The 18,397-nt window shown below is 60.6% G+C and carries 14 protein-coding genes; 5 read left to right on the top strand and 9 right to left on the bottom strand.

Annotated elements, in window-relative coordinates; translation table 11 throughout:
* Positions 1 to 153: 153 nt before the first annotated feature.
* The 8 genes from rpsA to mtnA form a co-directional block, all read right to left on the bottom strand.
* A complete protein-coding gene (rpsA, locus tag AC07N4_RS26165) occupies positions 154 to 1,839 on the bottom strand; it encodes a 30S ribosomal protein S1 (RefSeq protein WP_007950918.1) in 1,686 nt (561 codons plus the stop codon).
* Between the two features lie 120 nt (positions 1,840 to 1,959).
* Positions 1,960 to 2,649 carry a (d)CMP kinase gene (gene cmk, locus AC07N4_RS26160; RefSeq protein ID WP_011335369.1) on the bottom strand — a complete coding sequence of 230 codons (690 nt, stop codon included), beginning with the start codon at positions 2,647 to 2,649 and terminating at the stop codon, positions 1,960 to 1,962.
* A complete protein-coding gene (locus tag AC07N4_RS26155) occupies positions 2,646 to 4,853 on the bottom strand; it encodes a bifunctional prephenate dehydrogenase/3-phosphoshikimate 1-carboxyvinyltransferase (RefSeq protein WP_493066423.1) in 2,208 nt (735 codons plus the stop codon). The genes cmk and AC07N4_RS26155 overlap by 4 nt, the downstream gene beginning before the upstream one ends.
* Positions 4,854 to 4,881: 28 nt before the next feature.
* On the bottom strand, positions 4,882 to 5,994 hold the full coding sequence (gene hisC, locus AC07N4_RS26150; protein WP_493066377.1) for a histidinol-phosphate transaminase: 1,113 nt from the start codon (positions 5,992 to 5,994) through the stop codon (positions 4,882 to 4,884).
* A gap of 12 nt (positions 5,995 to 6,006) precedes the next feature.
* The gene (gene pheA / locus AC07N4_RS26145; protein ID WP_007950913.1) at positions 6,007 to 7,101 is read right to left on the bottom strand and encodes a prephenate dehydratase; all 1,095 of its coding nucleotides are present in this window, start codon (positions 7,099 to 7,101) and stop codon (positions 6,007 to 6,009) included.
* Positions 7,101 to 8,186, bottom strand: a complete 1,086-nt coding sequence (gene serC, locus AC07N4_RS26140; RefSeq protein WP_493066376.1) for a 3-phosphoserine/phosphohydroxythreonine transaminase — start codon at positions 8,184 to 8,186, stop codon at positions 7,101 to 7,103. The genes pheA and serC overlap by 1 nt, the downstream gene beginning before the upstream one ends.
* A 64-nt stretch (positions 8,187 to 8,250) precedes the next feature.
* Positions 8,251 to 11,034: a DNA gyrase subunit A gene (gene gyrA / locus AC07N4_RS26135; protein WP_096821018.1), complete on the bottom strand. Its 2,784-nt coding sequence runs from the start codon at positions 11,032 to 11,034 to the stop codon at positions 8,251 to 8,253.
* Positions 11,035 to 11,458: 424 nt separating this feature from the next.
* The gene (mtnA, locus tag AC07N4_RS26130) at positions 11,459 to 12,535 is read right to left on the bottom strand and encodes an S-methyl-5-thioribose-1-phosphate isomerase (protein WP_096821017.1); all 1,077 of its coding nucleotides are present in this window, start codon (positions 12,533 to 12,535) and stop codon (positions 11,459 to 11,461) included.
* A gap of 108 nt (positions 12,536 to 12,643) precedes the next feature.
* Here mtnA and AC07N4_RS26125 point away from each other — a divergent pair, with 108 nt between their 5' ends.
* The 5 genes from AC07N4_RS26125 to AC07N4_RS26105 all read left to right on the top strand — a co-directional run bounded on the left by AC07N4_RS26125 (position 12,644) and on the right by AC07N4_RS26105 (position 17,507).
* A complete protein-coding gene (locus tag AC07N4_RS26125) occupies positions 12,644 to 13,978 on the top strand; it encodes a TRZ/ATZ family hydrolase (protein ID WP_102620488.1) in 1,335 nt (444 codons plus the stop codon).
* Between the two features lie 57 nt (positions 13,979 to 14,035).
* The gene (gene ubiG / locus AC07N4_RS26120) at positions 14,036 to 14,734 is read left to right on the top strand and encodes a bifunctional 2-polyprenyl-6-hydroxyphenol methylase/3-demethylubiquinol 3-O-methyltransferase UbiG (protein ID WP_007950906.1); all 699 of its coding nucleotides are present in this window, start codon (positions 14,036 to 14,038) and stop codon (positions 14,732 to 14,734) included.
* 4 nt (positions 14,735 to 14,738) lie between these two features.
* Positions 14,739 to 15,410, top strand: coding sequence for an N-acetylmuramic acid 6-phosphate phosphatase MupP (mupP, locus tag AC07N4_RS26115; RefSeq protein WP_169431383.1), 672 nt, complete (start codon positions 14,739 to 14,741; stop codon positions 15,408 to 15,410).
* A gap of 67 nt (positions 15,411 to 15,477) precedes the next feature.
* Complete coding sequence (locus AC07N4_RS26110; protein ID WP_007950904.1) at positions 15,478 to 16,218, top strand: YciK family oxidoreductase; 741 nt, start codon at positions 15,478 to 15,480, stop codon at positions 16,216 to 16,218.
* Between the two features lie 362 nt (positions 16,219 to 16,580).
* Positions 16,581 to 17,507 carry a GGDEF domain-containing protein gene (locus tag AC07N4_RS26105; RefSeq protein WP_096821014.1) on the top strand — a complete coding sequence of 309 codons (927 nt, stop codon included), beginning with the start codon at positions 16,581 to 16,583 and terminating at the stop codon, positions 17,505 to 17,507.
* A gap of 65 nt (positions 17,508 to 17,572) precedes the next feature.
* On the opposite strand, the gene AC07N4_RS26100 is transcribed toward AC07N4_RS26105, so the two are convergent.
* Entirely contained in the window at positions 17,573 to 18,334 is a 762-nt protein-coding gene (locus tag AC07N4_RS26100; RefSeq protein WP_219737125.1) for an iron-containing redox enzyme family protein, read from the bottom strand.
* Positions 18,335 to 18,397: the final 63 nt, after the last annotated feature.

Raw genomic sequence — 18,397 nt, 5'->3', positions numbered from 1 at the left:
AGTCGCGAATAGGCGATTGATCCGATTAAAGAAACAGACCACCAAGCGAAGACTTTGGTTTCACACACAAGGAGCAATAGGGAATCCAGTACACCAAATCGCAGGCACAAAAAAGGGCGACCGAAGTCGCCCTTTTTAATGATCAGACAGAACTCAGTTCTGTTTGGCCATTGCTTGACGCAGCAGTGCCGCCATAGTGGTGTCAGCTGCTTCACCTTCCGGAGCTGCTTTCAGGCTCTGGATGGCTTCTTTCTCTTCAGCATCGTCTTTCGATTTGATCGACAGCTGGATTACGCGGCTCTTACGATCAACGCTGATGATCTTGGCTTCTACTTGCTGGCCTTCTTTCAGAACGTTGCGCGCGTCTTCAACGCGGTCACGGCTGATTTCGGAGGCTTTCAGAGTCGCTTCGATATCGTCGGCCAGAACGATGATGGCGCCTTTGGCGTCAACTTCTTTCACGGTGCCAGTAACGATTGCGCCTTTGTCGTTAACCGAGACGTACTCGGAGAACGGATCGCTTTCCAGTTGCTTGATACCCAGGGAGATACGCTCGCGCTCTGGGTCAACCGACAGGATAACGGTGTCCAGCTCGTCGCCCTTCTTGAAACGACGTACGGCTTCTTCGCCCACTTCGTTCCAGGAGATGTCGGACAGGTGAACCAGACCGTCGATGCCGCCGTCCAGACCAATGAAGATACCGAAATCGGTGATCGACTTGATGGTGCCGGAGATTTTATCGCCCTTGTTGAACTGGCCAGAGAAGTCTTCCCATGGGTTCGACTTGCACTGCTTGATGCCCAGGGAGATACGACGACGCTCTTCGTCGATGTCCAGAACCATAACTTCCACTTCGTCGCCGACTTGTACGACTTTCGAAGGGTGGATGTTCTTGTTGGTCCAGTCCATTTCCGAAACGTGTACCAGACCTTCAACGCCTTCTTCCAGCTCAGCGAAGCAGCCGTAGTCGGTCAGGTTGGTTACACGAGCGGTAACGCGAGTGCTTTCTGGGTAACGGGCTTTGATAGCAACCCATGGATCTTCGCCCAGTTGCTTCAGGCCCAGGGAAACACGATTGCGCTCGCGATCGTACTTCAGAACCTTGACGTCGATCTCGTCGCCAACATTGACGATTTCGGAAGGGTGCTTGATACGCTTCCACGCCATGTCGGTGATGTGCAGCAGGCCGTCCACGCCACCCAGATCGACGAATGCGCCGTAATCGGTGAGGTTTTTGACGATACCTTTGACTTGCTGGCCTTCTTGCAGGGATTCCAGCAGAGCTTCACGCTCGGCGGAGTTCTCGGCTTCCAGGACGCTGCGACGGGAAACGACAACGTTGTTGCGCTTCTGGTCCAGCTTGATGACCTTGAATTCCAGCTCTTTGCCTTCCAGGTGCGTGGTGTCGCGCACTGGACGGACGTCAACCAGGGAACCTGGCAGGAACGCACGGATGCCGTTAACGTCGACAGTGAAGCCGCCTTTAACCTTACCGTTGATAACGCCCTTGACCACTTCCTCAGCTGCGAAGGCTGCTTCCAGAACGATCCAGCATTCAGCGCGCTTGGCTTTTTCACGGGACAGCTTGGTTTCACCGAAACCGTCTTCAACCGAGTCCAGAGCAACGTGAACTTCGTCACCGACGTTGATGTTCAGTTCGCCAGCGTCGTTGTAGAACTGCTCCAGAGGGATCAGTGCTTCGGACTTCAGGCCAGCGTGAACGGTTACCCAGCGAGCTTGGTAATCGATATCAACGATAACACCGGTGATGATGGAGCCTGCCTGAAGGTTCAGGGTCTTTAGGCTTTCTTCAAAGAGTTCCGCAAAGCTTTCGCTCATTTTAATTCCTGTTGATTAGGGCGAAAAAGTACGCCCATCTCCACATCCCAGACGATGTGGGTTAGTTTCATTAAAAAGAAGCACCGCAGGACTATGACTGGTCCCCTGTGGCCTTCTTGGTCACCCGGCGATATCGCGAATGGCGATCTCGCTCATGATGCGTTCAAGCACCTGATCGATGGACAACTCCGTGGAATCCAGCTGTATCGCGTCGGCCGCCGGCTTGAGCGGGGCCACCGCTCGCTGGGTATCACGCTCATCGCGCGCACGAATCTCATCTAGCAGACTCGACAGACTAACACCCTCGACTTTGCCCTTCAACTGCAAATATCGACGGCGCGCCCGCTCCTCGGCACTGGCGGTCAGGAAAATCTTCAAGGGCGCATTCGGAAATACCACCGTTCCCATGTCGCGGCCATCGGCCACCAGGCCCGGCGCTTCCTGGAAAGCACGCTGGCGCTGCAGCAGCGCCTCACGCACGGCCGGCAATGCAGCCACCTGGGAAGCGCCGGAACCGACGCTCTCGGTGCGGATGACATCGCTGACTTCATCACCTTCCAGAATGATGCGCTGCAACTGACCGTCGGTCGCCGCGATGAACTGCACATCCAGATGAGCGGCCAGTTTCTTCAGCAGCTCTTCATTGGTCAGGTCGACACCATGGTTGTGCGCAGCAAACGCCAGCAAGCGATACAGCGCACCGGAATCCAGCAGGTTCCAGCCCAGACGCTTGGCCAGAATCCCGGCTACGGTGCCTTTGCCCGAGCCGCTTGGCCCATCGATGGTGATGACCGGAGCAATGTTGTTCACGACTGAGCCTCTTGCGCCACACGAATGCCGACCTGCGCGCACAGCGCCAGGAAGTTCGGGAACGATGTCGCGACGTTGGCGCAATCATGGATGCGGATCGGTGCAGTGGCGCGCAGCGAGGCCACGCTGAAAGCCATCGCGATACGGTGATCGCCATGACCATGCACTTCGCCGCCGCCAATCTGGCCGCCGTCGATGATGATGCCGTCCGGGGTCGGCTCGCACTTGACGCCCAGCGCCAGCAAACCGTCCGCCATGACCTGGATACGGTCCGATTCCTTGACCCGCAACTCTTCGGCGCCGGTCAGCACGGTGCGCCCTTCGGCACAGGCTGCCGCCACGAACAGTACCGGGAACTCGTCGATGGCCAGTGGAACCAGCGCTTCCGGAATCTCGATACCTTTGAGTTTAGCTGCTCGCACGCGCAGGTCTGCAACCGGCTCGCCGCCCACTTCACGCTGGTTTTCCAGGGTGATGTCGGCGCCCATCAAGCGCAGGATGTCGATCACACCGGTACGTGTCGGGTTGATACCGACGTGCTCGAGCACCAGCTCCGAACCTTCGGCGATCGACGCTGCCACCAGGAAGAACGCCGACGACGAGATGTCGCCCGGTACTTCGATGTGGGTCGCGTTCAGCTTGCCGCCGGACTCAACCGATGCCGTGGCACCATTGACACTTACCGGATAGCCGAAGCCGCGCAGCATGCGCTCGGTATGGTCACGGGTCGGCGCCGGCTCGGTCACGGTGGTCTTGCCTTCGGCGTACAGACCCGCCAGCAGCAGGCAGGATTTCACCTGGGCACTAGCCATCGGCATGGTGTAGGTCAGGCCTTTGAGCTTGTGACCGCCACGAATAGTCATCGGCGGACGACCTTCGGCAGCGGTTTCGATCACGGCGCCCATTTCCCGCAGCGGGTTGGCCACGCGATTCATCGGACGCTTCGACAGCGAAGCATCACCGGTCAGAGTGCTGTCGAAATCCTGCGCGGCCAGCAGGCCGGACAGCAGACGCATCGAAGTGCCGGAGTTGCCCAGATAGATCGGGCCCGGCGCAGGTTTCAGGCCGTGCAGGCCGACACCGTGGATGGTCACGCGGCCGTGATGCGGGCCTTCGATGACCACGCCCATGTCGCGGAACGCCTGCAAGGTCGCCAGGGCATCTTCGCCCTCGAGGAAGCCTTCGACTTCAGTGACGCCTTCAGCCAGAGAACCGAGCATGATCGAACGGTGGGAAATCGATTTGTCACCTGGTACGCGAATCCGACCGGACAGGCGGCCACCAGGTTGAGCCAGGAAAATCAGATCGTTGGAATTCATAGCGTCCACATAGGCCCTGCGGGCCAGGATTTTACTGAAATGCTCGCGGGCAACCCGGGCGCGCGTGAAGACGCCCAACAATTGGTGCCCATCCCCTGCATCGACCGCGTCGCGCAAGGCGTCGAGGTCGCTGCGAAATGTATCGAGTGTGCGCAGGACAGCCTCGCGGTTGGCGAGAAAGATGTCATGCCACATGACCGGGTCGCTTCCGGCGATTCTTGTGAAATCGCGAAAACCGCCCGCAGCGTAACGGAAGATCTCAAGGTTTTCATTGCGCTTGGCCAGCGAATCAACCAGACCGAAGGCCAGCAGGTGCGGCAGATGACTGGTCGCCGCCAGCACTTCATCGTGACGCTCGACCTGCATGTGCTCGACGTCGGCACCCAGCTCGCGCCACAAGCGATCAACCACTGCCAGCGCAGCCGGATCGGTCTGCTCCAGCGGGGTCAGAATCACCTTGTGACGACGAAACAGCTCTGAGTTGGAGGCTTCCACCCCGCTCTGCTCGGAACCGGCAATCGGATGACCCGGCACGAAACGCGCCGGCATGCCGCCGAACGCTTCGGTCGCCGCGCGCACCACATTGCCCTTGGCGCTGCCGACATCCGTCAGGATCGCCCGCCCCAGATTCATGCCAGCCAGACGGGCCAGCACTTTTTCCATGGCCAGGATCGGCACCGCCAACTGGATCACGTCCGCGCCCTGGCAGGCAGCCACCAGGTCTTCTTCGCAGCGATCCACCACACCCAACTCGACCGCCAGCTTGCGCGATTGCGGGTCGAGATCAACCCCGACCACTTCGCGGCACAGACCGCTTTCACGCAAGCCTTTGGCAAACGAACCACCGATCAACCCCAGACCGACCACCACCAGGCGCCCGATCATAGGTGCAGCAGATTGCAGCGCAGTGACATCACCCACGAGCCAGAACCTTGCGCAGCGCTTCGAGGAAGCGGCTGTTTTCCGCCGGCAGACCGATGGTCACCCGCAGATGGTTCGGCATGCCGTAGTTGGCCACCGGACGCACGATCACGCCTTCGCGCAGCAGGCCCTGGAACACCGGAGCGGCTACTTGAGCGAGGTCGACACAGATAAAGTTGCCCTTGGACGGAATCCAGCTCAGGCCCAGCTCGCGGAAACCCGCTTCCAGCTGTTGCATGCCGGACTCGTTGAGCCGACGGCTCTGCGCCAGATATTCCTCGTCCTTCAACGCCGCACACGCCGCGGCCAAGGCCAGGCTGTTGACGTTGAACGGCTGACGTACGCGATTCAGCACATCCGCCACCACTGGCGTGGACAAACCGTAGCCAACCCGCAGGGCCGCCAGACCATAGGCCTTGGAGAAGGTGCGCGAGACCAGCAGGTTCGGGTAAGCCGCGAGGAAATCCAGACCATCCGGCAGATCGCTGCCTTCGGCGTATTCGATGTAAGCCTCGTCCAGCACCACCAGCACGTGCTCCGGCACGTCCTGCAGGAACTCGTCCAGCGCCTCGGCGCCGAACCAGGTACCGGTCGGGTTATTCGGGTTGGCGATGAACACGACGCGAGTGTTGGCGTCGATGGCGGCCAGCATCGCTGGCAGGTCATGCCCCCAATCCTTGGCCGGAACGACTTTGGCCTGAGCACCGACCGCCTGGGTCGCAATCGGATAGACCGCGAACGCGTGCTCACTGAACACGGCATTCAGGCCCGGCGCCAGGTAGGCGCGCGCCACCAGCTCGAGAATGTCATTGGAGCCGTTGCCCAGGGTGACCTGGTTCAGCTCGACACGGCACTGCTCGGCCAGCAGGGATTTCAGTGCGAAACCGTTACCGTCCGGATAGCGGGTCAGTTCGTCCAGCGCTTCGCGGATCGCGGCCAGCGCCTTCGGGCTGGCGCCCAGCGGGTTTTCGTTGCTCGCCAGTTTGACGATGCTCGCCGGATCCAGATCCAGTTCGCGAGCCAGTTCGTCCACGGGCTTGCCCGGAACGTATGGCGAAAGTTGTTGCACGCCCGGCTGTGCCAGAGCGAGGAAGTTGCCACTCATTGCTACCACCCCTTAAAGAACTGCTTTCGGGTAGGAACCCAGCACCTTGAGTGCTACTGCTTCCTGACTGATCTTTTCCAGCACACCCTTGATCAGCGGATCACGGTGATGGCCGACGAAGTCGATGAAGAACACGTAGGTCCATTTACCGCTGCGCGACGGACGGGTTTCGATCCGGGTCAGGTCGATCCCGTTGTCATGGAACGGCACCAGCAGCTCATGGAGCGCGCCGGGCTTGTTGCTCATGGACACGATGATCGACGTCTTGTCGTCGCCGGTCGGCGGCACTTCCTGGTTACCGATCATCAGGAAGCGCGTGGAGTTGTCCGGACGATCCTCGATCTTCTCGGCCAGACGGGTCAGGCCATACAGCCCGGCCGCCATGTCACCGGCGATCGCCGCCGAGTTCCACTCACCCTTGACCCGCTTGGCCGCTTCGGCGTTGCTGGACACCGCCACGCGCTCGACATTCGGGTAATGGGCGTCCAGCCACTTGCGGCACTGGGCCAGCGACTGGGCGTGGGAATAAATGCGGCTGATGCTGTCGGTCTTGGTGTTTTCACCGACCAGCAGATGGTGGTGAATCCGCAGCTCGACTTCGCCACAGATGACCATGTCGTGCTCGAGGAAGCTGTCGAGGGTGTGGTTGACCGCACCTTCGGTGGAGTTCTCCACCGGCACCACGCCAAAATTCACCGCACCGGCCGCCACTTCACGGAACACTTCGTCGATCGCCGCCATCGGCTTGCTGATCACCGCGTGACCGAAGTGCTTCATGGCCGCCGCTTGGGTGAAGGTGCCTTCCGGACCGAGGTAGGCTACTTTCAGCGGGTTCTCGAGGGCGAGGCACGAGGACATGATTTCGCGGAACAGCCGCGCCATCTCTTCGTTGCCCAGCGGCCCCTTGTTGCGTTCCATCACGCGCTTGAGGACCTGCGCCTCGCGCTCCGGACGATAGAACACCGGCTGCTCGCCTTCGGCCAGACTGGCCATCTTGACCCGTGCAACCTCTTCGGCGCAGCGTGCACGATCGCTGATCAGCTGGAGGATCTTCTCATCCAGGTTATCGATGCGAACGCGCAGCGCCTTGAGCTCCTGCTCGGACATCAGGAATGCTCCTTCTCGAATTCAGCCATGTAACCAACCAGAGCCTCAACCGCATCCAGGCCCAGGGCGTTATAGATCGAGGCACGCATGCCGCCGACCGAACGATGCCCCTTGAGGTTGAGCAGGCCACGGGCGTCGGCGCCGGCCAGGAACGCCTTGTCCAGACGCTCGTCAGCCAGGCGGAACGGCACGTTCATCCACGAGCGGGCGTTGACGCTGATCGGGTTGGTGTAGAAATCGCTGTTGTCGATGAAGCCGTACAGGCGATCTTTCTTCGCCTTGTTGCGCTGCTCCATCGCGGCGACACCGCCCTGCTCCTTCAGCCACTCGAAGACGAGGCCCGAGAGGTACCAGGAATAGGTGGCCGGGGTGTTGTACATCGAACCGTTGTCGGCCGAGACCTTGTAGTCGAGCATGGTCGGGCACGAACTGCGGGCACGACCCAGCAGGTCTTCACGGACGATCACCACCACCAGACCGCTCGGGCCGATGTTCTTCTGCGCACCGGCGTAGATCAGACCGTACTGCGACACATCGATCGGGCGCGAGAGGATATCGGAGGACATGTCGACCACCAGCGGAACGTCACCGGCCTCGGGAACCCAGTCAAACTGCAGGCCACCGATGGTTTCGTTTGACGCATAGTGCAGATAGGCCGCACCCGGGGTCAGCTTCCACTCGTTCTGACCAGGAATGGCCAGGTAGTCATAAGGCTTGGCGCTGGCGGCAACGTTGATTTTGCCGAAGCGACGCGCTTCCTCGATGGCTTTCTTCGACCAGATGCCGGTTTCGACATAGTCGGCAGTGCCGTTCTCGGGCAGCAGGTTCAGCGGAATCTCGGCGAACTGCTGGCTCGCGCCGCCCTGCAGGAACAGCACTTTGTAATTGGAGGGGATGGACAGCAGGTCGCGCAGGTCCTGTTCGGCTTTCTCGGCGATGGCCACGTAGTCATCACTACGATGGCTCATTTCCATGACCGACAGACCCTTGCCGTGCCAGTCGAGCAGCTCGGACTGGGCACGCAACAGGACAGCTTCAGGCAGCGCAGCGGGACCTGCGCAGAAGTTAAAGGCTCGTTTGCTCACATCCACTCTCGCTATGCAATCACGGTAGCGGACAGAGCAAACACTCTGCCCTGCTACGGTTTGGTTAGTCTTGCGACTCTTCTTCGTCTGCGGCGTCCGCCTGCAGGTTGTCGACTGCATCGTCCGGTTCGGCGCCGATCACGCCTTCTTCCAGCTCGACACCTTCTTCACCCTCAAACTCTTCACCCTCGACTTCCGAAGGCTCCTGGACCCGCTCCAGACCAACCAGGGTTTCATCCTTGGCCAGCTTGATCAGGGTCACGCCCTGGGTGTTACGACCCAGACTGGAGACTTCGTCGACACGGGTACGCACCAGCGTGCCCTGGTCGGAAATCAGCATGATCTCTTCACCATCCTGCACCTGAACCGCGCCGACCAGACGGCCGTTACGTTCGTTGCTGACCATGGCGATAACGCCCTGACCGCCACGCTTGTATTCAGGGAACTCGGTGATCGCCGTGCGCTTGCCGTAGCCGCGCTCGGAAGCCGTCAGGATCTCGCTGCCTTCTTCCGGGATCAGCATGGAAATCAGCTTCTGCCCTTCCGGCAGACGCATGCCACGCACACCGCGAGCGGTACGGCCCATGGCGCGGACTTCGGATTCCTTGAAGCGCGTCACCTTGCCGCCGTCGGAGAACAGCATGATTTCCTGCTCGCCATCGGTGATGGCAGCGGAGATCAGGATGTCGCCTTCGTCCAGCTCCAGCGCGATCAGACCGACGCTGCGCTGACGGCTGAAGGCCACCAGCGGGGTCTTCTTGACGGTACCGTTGGCGGTCGACATGAAGATGAACGGTGCCTTCTTGCGGTCGGCAGCCTTGATACGTGCCTTGCGCTCTTCTTCGGTTTCGTTGCTGTTTTCGATTTCTTCTACATCAGCCTCGGCGCCTTCGGCTTCTTCTTCATCAGCCTGACGCTTCATGGCTTCGAGATCGACCGGCAGCATGGTGGTGATGTACTCACCGTCATCCAGAGGCAGCAGGTTGACCAGCGGACGACCACGAGCGGCGCGGGACGCTTCCGGAATCTCGTAGGTCTTGAGCCAGTACACCTTGCCCTTGCTGGAGAACAGCAACAGCGTGGTGTGGCTGTTGGCAACCAGCAGGTGAGCGATGTAGTCCTCATCTTTCACGCCGGTAGCCGATTTGCCTTTACCGCCACGACGCTGGGCCTGGTACGCAGCCAGCGGCTGGGTCTTGGCATAGCCGCCGTGGGAAATGGTCACGACGCGCTCTTCTTCCGGGATCATGTCACCCAGGGTCAGGTCGAGGCGTGCATCGAGAATCTCGGTGCGGCGCACGTCGCCGTATTCGGCACGGATCACTTCCAGTTCTTCGCGGATCACTTCCATCAGGCGCACGGCGCTGTTGAGGATGCGGATCAGCTCGCCGATCTGGTTGAGGATCTCTTGATACTCGGCCAGCAGCTTTTCGTGTTCCAGGCCGGTCAGGCGGTGCAGACGCAGTTCCAGAATGGCTTGCGCCTGTTCCGGCGACAGGAAGTACTTGCCTTCACGCAGACCGTATTGCGGATCGAGGTTTTCCGGACGGCACGAATCGGCACCGGCACGCTCGACCATCGCGACCACAGCCGAGGACTCCCACGGCGTGCTGACCAGCGCTTCCTTGGCTTCCGACGGCGTCGGCGAAGCCTTGATCAGCGCGATCACCGGGTCGATGTTCGACAGGGCTACCGCCTGACCTTCGAGGATGTGACCACGCTCACGAGCCTTGCGCAGTTCGAACACGGTACGGCGGGTAACGACTTCGCGACGGTGACGGACGAAGGCTTCCAGCAGATCCTTGAGGTTCAGGATGCGTGGACGACCGTCGATCAGCGCAACGATGTTGATGCCGAATACCGATTGCAGCTGGGTCTGGGCGTAGAGGTTGTTGAGGATCACCTCAGGCACTTCGCCGCGACGCAGCTCGATCACGACGCGCATACCGTCCTTGTCGGACTCGTCGCGCAGCTCGGTGATGCCTTCGAGTTTCTTCTCTTTTACCAGCTCGGCGATCTTCTCGATCAGACGCGCCTTGTTCAGCTGGTAAGGCAGCTCGGTGATGACGATCTGCTGACGGCCACCGACCTTGTCGATGTCTTCGATGATCGAACGGGCGCGCATGTAAATGCGGCCACGGCCGGTGCGGTAGGCTTCGATGATGCCGGCGCGACCGTTGATGATCGCGGCGGTCGGGAAGTCCGGACCGGGAATGTATTGCATCAGCTCATCGACGGTCAGCTCGGGATTGTCGATGAGGGCCAGGCAACCGTCGATGACTTCACCGAGGTTGTGCGGCGGAATGTTGGTCGCCATACCCACGGCGATACCACTGGAACCGTTGACCAGCAGGTTCGGAACGCGGGTCGGCATGACCGCCGGGATCAGTTCGGTGCCGTCGTAGTTCGGCACCCAGTCCACGGTTTCCTTGTGCAGGTCGGCCAGCAGTTCGTGCGCCAGCTTGGTCATGCGCACTTCGGTGTATCGCATGGCCGCGGCGTTGTCGCCGTCCACCGAACCGAAGTTGCCCTGACCGTCCACCAGCAGATAACGCAGCGAGAATGGCTGCGCCATACGAACGATGGTGTCGTACACCGCGGTATCACCGTGCGGGTGATACTTACCGATCACGTCACCGACGACACGGGCAGATTTCTTGTACGGCTTGTTGAAGTCGTTGCCCAGCTCGCTCATCGCGAACAGCACGCGACGGTGCACGGGCTTCAAGCCATCGCGCGCATCCGGCAGTGCACGGCCGACGATCACGCTCATCGCGTAATCGAGATAGGACTGTTTCAGCTCGTCTTCGATATTGACCGGGAGGATTTCTTTGGCCAGTTCGCCCATGAGAAGCCTGATTCCTTTTTCTGGTGAAACTTCGCCATATCCATAGGGGACGCACGAAGCTCGTCGATGCAGGCTGAGTGCCTTGCGCCGACTTACGACAAATCAACAAGTTGACCCTGGATTTGCGCAGTGAAGACAACCCCGTGGGACTGCCTCGGAAAACGCCGGATGTTATCACAAGAGCCGCCACGCACCTATCCCCCAGATGCGCATGGAGCATAGTTAGATGACCGATGACAGGCTTAACGGGGACGAGAGAGGCTCAGAGCTTCTCCGAATGCAAATTTCGAGACGAAATTGCGGATGTTTATTGACTTTCAAGGCCCCATCGCTGGCAAGCCGGCTCCCACAGGATCCGTATCGGACACAAAACCTGTAGGAGTCAGCCTGCTGGCGATGGCCATTTAGCGGGCAGTGAACACCCTTAATGCAAGCGCTTGCGACACATCAACTGGGCCATTTTCGCGGTGTCCGGGCGCTCGACGATGCCTTTTTCGGTGACGATCGCATCGATCAGGTCCGCCGGCGTCACGTCAAATACCGGGTTGAACGCTTCGACATCCGCCCCGACACGCTTGCCGCCGACTTCCAGCAGTTCGGCACCGTCGCGCTCTTCGATCGGGATGTCATCACCGCTGGCCAGATTCATGTCGATGGTCGAACTCGGTGCCACCACCATGAAACGCACGCCGTGGTGCATGGCGTTGACCGCCAGTTGATAGGTACCGATCTTGTTCGCCACGTCGCCGTTGGCGGTGATCCGGTCGGCGCCGACGATCACCCAGGTCACGCCTTTGGTTTTCATGATGTGCGCGGCGGCGGAGTCGGCATTGAGCGTTACCGGAATGCCTTCGTTGGCCAGCTCCCACGCGGTCAGGCGCGAACCCTGCAGCCACGGCCGGGTTTCGTCGGCATAGACACGCTCGACCATACCTTCGATGAACGCCGCGCGGATCACCCCGAGCGCCGTGCCGAAACCGCCGGTGGCCAGGGCGCCGGTGTTGCAGTGGGTCAGGATCGCCTGAGCATTGCCCTGATGTTTGCGGATCAGGTCGACGCCGAGCTGAGCCATGGTCAGGTTGGCTTCACGATCGCTTTCATGAATGGCGATGGCTTCGGCTTCGAGCGCCGCCAGCGGATCGGCGTTGTCCTTCAGGCGATCCAGCCGGTCATGCATGCGATTCAACGCCCAGAACAGGTTGACCGCGGTCGGACGGGAATCGGCCAACAGCATGAAATCCTCTTCCAGCGCCGCATACCAGTCGCCACCTTCGGCAATCCGGGTACGGGCCGCCAGCACGATGCCGTACGCAGCACTGATGCCGATCGCCGGCGCACCGCGCACCACCATCGAGCGAATCGCTTCGGCCACGCCGGCGGCGCTGGTGTAGGCGATCCAGTTTTCCTCGAATGGCAAAACGCGCTGATCCAGCAGGTGGAGCGCGCCATCACGCCAATCGATGGCCTTCACTTTCTCCGCAGCCAACAGTCGATCGCGCATCCCTCACCCCGCACTCATGAACAAAAGCCGCCGATTATAGCGATCCCCCCGCGAAGACGCTCGGGTATACTTCGCCATCCTTTACAAAAGCACTGGAACCGACCCTCGATGCCGAAACCTGCCATTGCGCTCGACTTATTATTGCTGCCGACCTGGCTGGTACCCGTCGAACCCGCAGGCGTGGTGCTCAAGGAGCATGGCCTGGGCATCCGCGACGGTCGCATCGTGTTCATCGGCCCGCGTGCCGAAGCCTTGAAGTGTAACGCCGCCGAAGTCCGCGAATTGCCGGACGTGCTGCTCAGCCCCGGCCTGATCAACGCTCATGGCCATGCCGCCATGACCCTGTTCCGCGGCCTCGCTGACGATCTGCCGTTGATGACCTGGCTGGAAAACCACATCTGGCCCGCCGAAGGCAAATGGGTCGATGAAGATTTCGTGCGTGACGGCACTGACCTGGCCATCGCCGAGCAGATAAAAGGTGGCATCACCTGTTTCTCGGACATGTATTTCTTCCCGAAGGTTGCCAGTGAGCGCGTGCACAACAGCGGAATCCGTGCGCAGATCGCCATTCCGATCCTCGATTTCCCGATTCCGGGCGCTGCCAGCGCCGATGAAGCCATTCGTCAGGGCGTCGAACTGTTCGGCGACCTGAAGCATCACGAACGCATCAAGATTACCTTCGGCCCTCATGCACCCTACACCGTCGGCGATGAGAACCTGGAAAAAATCCGCGTGATCGCCGAAGAGCTGGACGCCTCGATTCACATGCACGTCCACGAAACCGCTTTCGAAGTGCAACAGGCCGTTGAACAGCGCGGCGAACGCCCGCTGGCCCGCCTCGGCCGACTGGGCCTGCTCGGGCCGCGCTTCCAGGCCGTGCACATGACCCAGATCAGCGATGACGACCTGGCGTTGCTGGTAGAAAGCAACACCAATGTGATCCATTGCCCGGAGTCGAACCTGAAACTGGCCAGCGGCTTCTGCCCGGTCGAGCGCCTGTGGCAGGCCGGGGTCAACGTCGCGGTCGGCACCGATGGCGCGGCGAGCAACAATGATCTGGACCTGCTGGGCGAAACCCGCACGGCGGCACTGTTGGCCAAGGCTGTTGCTGGCTCGGCCACCGCGCTGGACGCCCATCGGGCGCTGCGCATGGCCACGCTGAACGGCGCGCGGGCCTTGGGGATCGAAGCCGAGACCGGCTCCCTGGAACTCGGCAAGGCCGCGGACATTGTCGCGTTCGATCTGTCCGGCCTGGCACAGCAACCGGTCTATGACCCGGTCTCGCAACTTATTTACGCCACCGGCCGGGACTGTGTGAAACACCTGTGGGTCGCCGGCAAGCAATTACTCGACGACCGGCGCCTGACGCGCCTGGACGAACAGCAGCTGGGCGAAACCGCCCGGGCCTGGGGCCGTCGCATCAGCGGCCACACCGAATCGTAAACACCCCGGGGCAAACTCCGGGGCTACAGCCTTTTTCAAGTTTTAGAGGATTGAATCATGAGCAACGTCGACCACGCCGAAATCGCCAAATTCGAAGCACTGGCCCATCGCTGGTGGGACCGCGAAAGCGAGTTCAAACCGCTGCACGACATCAACCCGCTGCGGGTCAACTGGATTGACGAGCGCGTCAACCTGGCCGGCAAGAAAGTCCTCGACGTCGGTTGCGGTGGCGGCATCCTCAGCGAAGCCATGGCCCAGCGCGGCGCGACCGTGACCGGCATCGACATGGGCGAAGCGCCGCTGGCGGTCGCGCAACTGCATCAGTTGGAGTCCGGCGTGAACGTCGAGTACCGGCAGATCACCGCCGAAGCCCTGGCCGAAGAAATGCCCGAGCAGTTCGACGTCGTCACCTGCCTGGAAATGCTCGAACACGTGCCGGACCCATCGTCGGTGATCCGCGCCTGCTTCCGCATGGTCAAGCCTGGTGGCCAGGTGTTCTTCTCCACCATCAACCGCAACCCGAAGGCGTACCTGTTCGCCATCGTCGGCGCCGAGTACATCATGAAGTTGCTGCCACGCGGCACCCACGACTTCAAGAAATTCATCCGCCCATCCGAGCTGGGTGCGTGGAGCCGCATGGCCGGCCTCACCGTCAAGGACATCATCGGTCTGACCTACAACCCGCTGACCAAGCACTACAAGCTGGCGGCGGACGTTGACGTCAACTACATGATCCAGACCCTGCGCGAGGAGTAAGCCGATGGCCATCAGAGCAGTCCTTTTCGACATGGACGGCACGCTGCTCGACACCGCGCCGGATTTCATCGCCATTTGCCAGGCGATGCGCGCGGATCGCGGTTTGCCGCCAATGAACGACAAGCACATCCGCGACGAAATCTCCGGCGGCGCCAAGGCCATGGTCGCAGTGACGTTTTCGATGGATCCGGAATCACCGGGCTTCGAGGAGTTACGCCTTGAGTTCCTCGAGCGCTACCTCGCCGGCTGCGCCGTGCACAGCAAGCTGTTCGACGGCATGGGCGAATTGCTGGCCGACATCGAAAAAGCCAATCTGGTCTGGGGCGTGGTCACCAACAAGCCATTGCGCTTCGCCGAACCGATCATGCAGCAACTGGGGCTGGCCGAGCGCTCGGCCCTGCTGATCTGCCCGGATCACGTGAAGAACAGCAAACCGGATCCCGAGATGCTGATCCTCGCCTGCAAGATGCTTGATCTGGATCCATCGAGCGTTCTGTTTATCGGCGATGATCTGCGCGATATCGAATCCGGCCGTGACGCGGGCACCAGGACCGCTGCCGTGACCTACGGCTACATTCACCCGGACGACAACCCGCGGCACTGGGGCGCGGACGTGGTGGTGGATCATCCGCTGGAGTTGCGCAAGGTGCTGGATAACGCACTCTGCAGTTGCTGAATCGTGTCCACTGCATTCCCATGCCGGTCGTGGGACTGATCAGAAGTTAATGGATTAGAGGTTTTATATGTTTGATTACTCCGCTCGCCCCGAATTGCTCAAGGATCGGGTCATTCTGGTCACCGGTGCCGGTCGCGGCATCGGTGCGGCGGCCGCCAAGACCTACGCGGCCCACGGTGCGACCGTGTTGCTGCTGGGCAAGACCGAAGCCAACCTGACCCAGGTCTACGACGAGATCGAAGCGGCCGGGCATCCGCAGCCGGCGGTGATCCCGTTCAACCTCGAAACCGCCCTGCCCCATCAATACGATGAGCTGGCGGCGATGATCGAGACCGAGTTCGGCCACCTCGACGGTCTGCTGCACAACGCCTCGATCATCGGCCCGCGTACGCCGATCGAACAGCTGTCCGGTGAAAACTTCATGCGCGTCATGCAGGTCAACGTCAACGCGATGTTCATGCTGACCAGCACCCTGCTGCCGCTGCTCAAACTGTCCCAGGATGCCTCGGTGGTGTTCACCTCCAGCAGCGTCGGGCGCAAGGGCCGCGCGTACTGGGGCGCCTATGGCGTGTCCAAGTTCGCCACCGAAGGGCTGATGCAAACCCTGGCCGACGAAGTCGAAAACGTCGCCCCGGTGCGTTCCAACAGCATCAACCCGGGCGCCACCCGCACCAGCATGCGCGCTCAGGCTTACCCGGGCGAAAACCCGCTGAACAACCCGACTCCGGAAGAGATCATGCCGGTCTATCTGTACCTGATGGGCCCGGACAGCACGGGTATCAACGGCCAGGCATTCAACGCTCAGTAGTGCCATACGTCGCATTTGTTGCCGCGGCGGATTCCCGTCGCGGCAGGCATTTGCCGCTTTGCGCAGGCCTGTTTCAGTCAAATAACCACCACCTCTCTCCTCACACAAAACTCAAGCCTTTGATTCGCAACGGTTTTAATAAAACCTGAACTGAATGGCACGACTTTCGCTCTACATTCCCTGAAAGCACGCCGAGTGAAGGCAGTCGGGCAAGGCCTGATTCGATAGCTGACTAATCGTCATCGGGCAGACTAAACTTACGCCAAATGTCCTACGGGACTGATGGATCAGTATGACGCGCAGCCCATAGCCGCTCTCACCCAGCCTGTAAGACAGACTTACTGCTTAGGGGCTCACGCCATATGAAATCACCCTCCCAGACCACTGCAATTGACTTCGATAGTGCCAAATTGCAACGCCTGGGCTTTGGTCAGCTGCCTCCGCTTCTGGAGCGACCTGTCAGCCTGGCGCAATTGCGCCAGCAAATGAGCCTGCAACTGCAAACCAGCCTTGAGCCCCAACGTATCCTGGGTCTGTTCTTCCGCGAAGTTCAGCGTCTGGTGCCGCTCGATGCCTTGAGCTATGTGCACAGCGGCAGCGACTTGCGCCTGGAATTCGGTGCCCGTGGTCATCATTCCGCCAGCTACAGCCTCAGCCACGACGGCGAGCACATGGGCGAACTGGTGTTTCGCCGCAACCAGCGTTTCAGCGAGCAGGAACTGGGCAATCTGGAATCGCTCCTGTCGTCCCTGCTGTACCCGATGCGCAATGCGTTGCTCTATCGTGTCGCGACGCAAACCGCGCTGCGTGATCCATTGACCGGCGCCGGCAACCGCATCGCCATGGAGCAGACCCTGCAGCGGGAAATCGAGATGTCGCGTCGACACCTGCAACCGTTGTCGCTGCTGATGCTGGACATCGACCATTTCAAACAGGTCAACGACAGCCATGGCCACACGGCCGGCGATGAAGTGCTCAAAGCCGTCGCGGCATCGATCAAGGACCAGTTGCGCAACGTCGACATGGTATTTCGCTATGGCGGGGAAGAGTTCCTGATCCTGCTATCCAACACCAGCCGCGAAGCCGCCGCGATGGTTGGCGAACGCCTGCGCTATGCAGCACAAGCCCAGGACTACTACGCCGATGGCCAGTTGATCGAACTGACCGTGAGTCTCGGTTGTTCGACCCTGCTGCCGGGCGAGTCCGCCGACAGCCTGCTGCGCCGCGCCGACAGCGCGCTGTACGTGGCCAAGCGCGAGGGGCGCAATCGCCTGACAATGGCCGGCTGAGCCTTATCAGGCCAATAAAAAACGGGAGCACACAGGCTCCCGTTTTTTTATGGATGTCGCCGAAACTAGCTCTCGACCAGCGCCCGTCGCTCGCGCCCGACCAGCACCCGCTCCGTCAACTCGAGCTGCATGCAGCGCTCGAGGAACAGGTACATGTAGTCATAGCTCTTGCACACGGCCTGGCGCAGTTCCGCCTGCAAGGCCCGACTCGGGTTCATCCCGGCCAGGGTGCAGATGATTTCCAGCGCTTCCCACGGGTGGGCATCATCGTACTGGGCGTGCATCTTCAGCCACTTCATCGCCCGCTTTCGGTCCTCTTCAGGGAAGGCGGCGGCGTACACACCGGTCGAACAGACCAGCGCCGACCACTCCCCGGTCGCGCCTTCGATGGCATAGTTGGTGGCGGCGATGGCCACGATCAGCGAATCCGCCGAACTGGTGTGCCAGCACCAGTGACTCAGGGCGTGCAATTCCGGCGGCACTTGCTGGGCCTGCAGGTCTTCCAGGCTCACGCCGTGGGCCCGACTCCAGTTCACCCAGTAATCGGCATGGTTGAGTTCGACGCGGATGTTGCGCATCAGCCAGCGCCGCGCCATGTCTTCACCCGGGTGACGGGCGAACTTGGTCTTGGTGAGATTCTGCGCCATGTACAACGCGAACTGCTCAACGACGGGCCAGCCCCCGATCAGGTACTGGCGCATGGTCTTGGCGCTGAGCTTGTTATCACGCATGCGCAGGTAAAGTTCATGTTCGACAACCCGGCGTTTGCTCTCGCTGCAATCCTGAATCAACTGTTGTGCCCAGGCAGGATAACTTGCAGCTTCCATGAGTGGTCCGGTTCGGTTGAATGTGTCGATCACTGTTCGGCTCCTTTTGATTTGTGATTGTAA

The organism is Pseudomonas sp. GW821-FHT09E04 (assembly GCF_059416185.1).
Note: the sequence above shows the minus strand (reverse complement) of the source record. Positions and strands in the feature narration are given on the sequence as shown.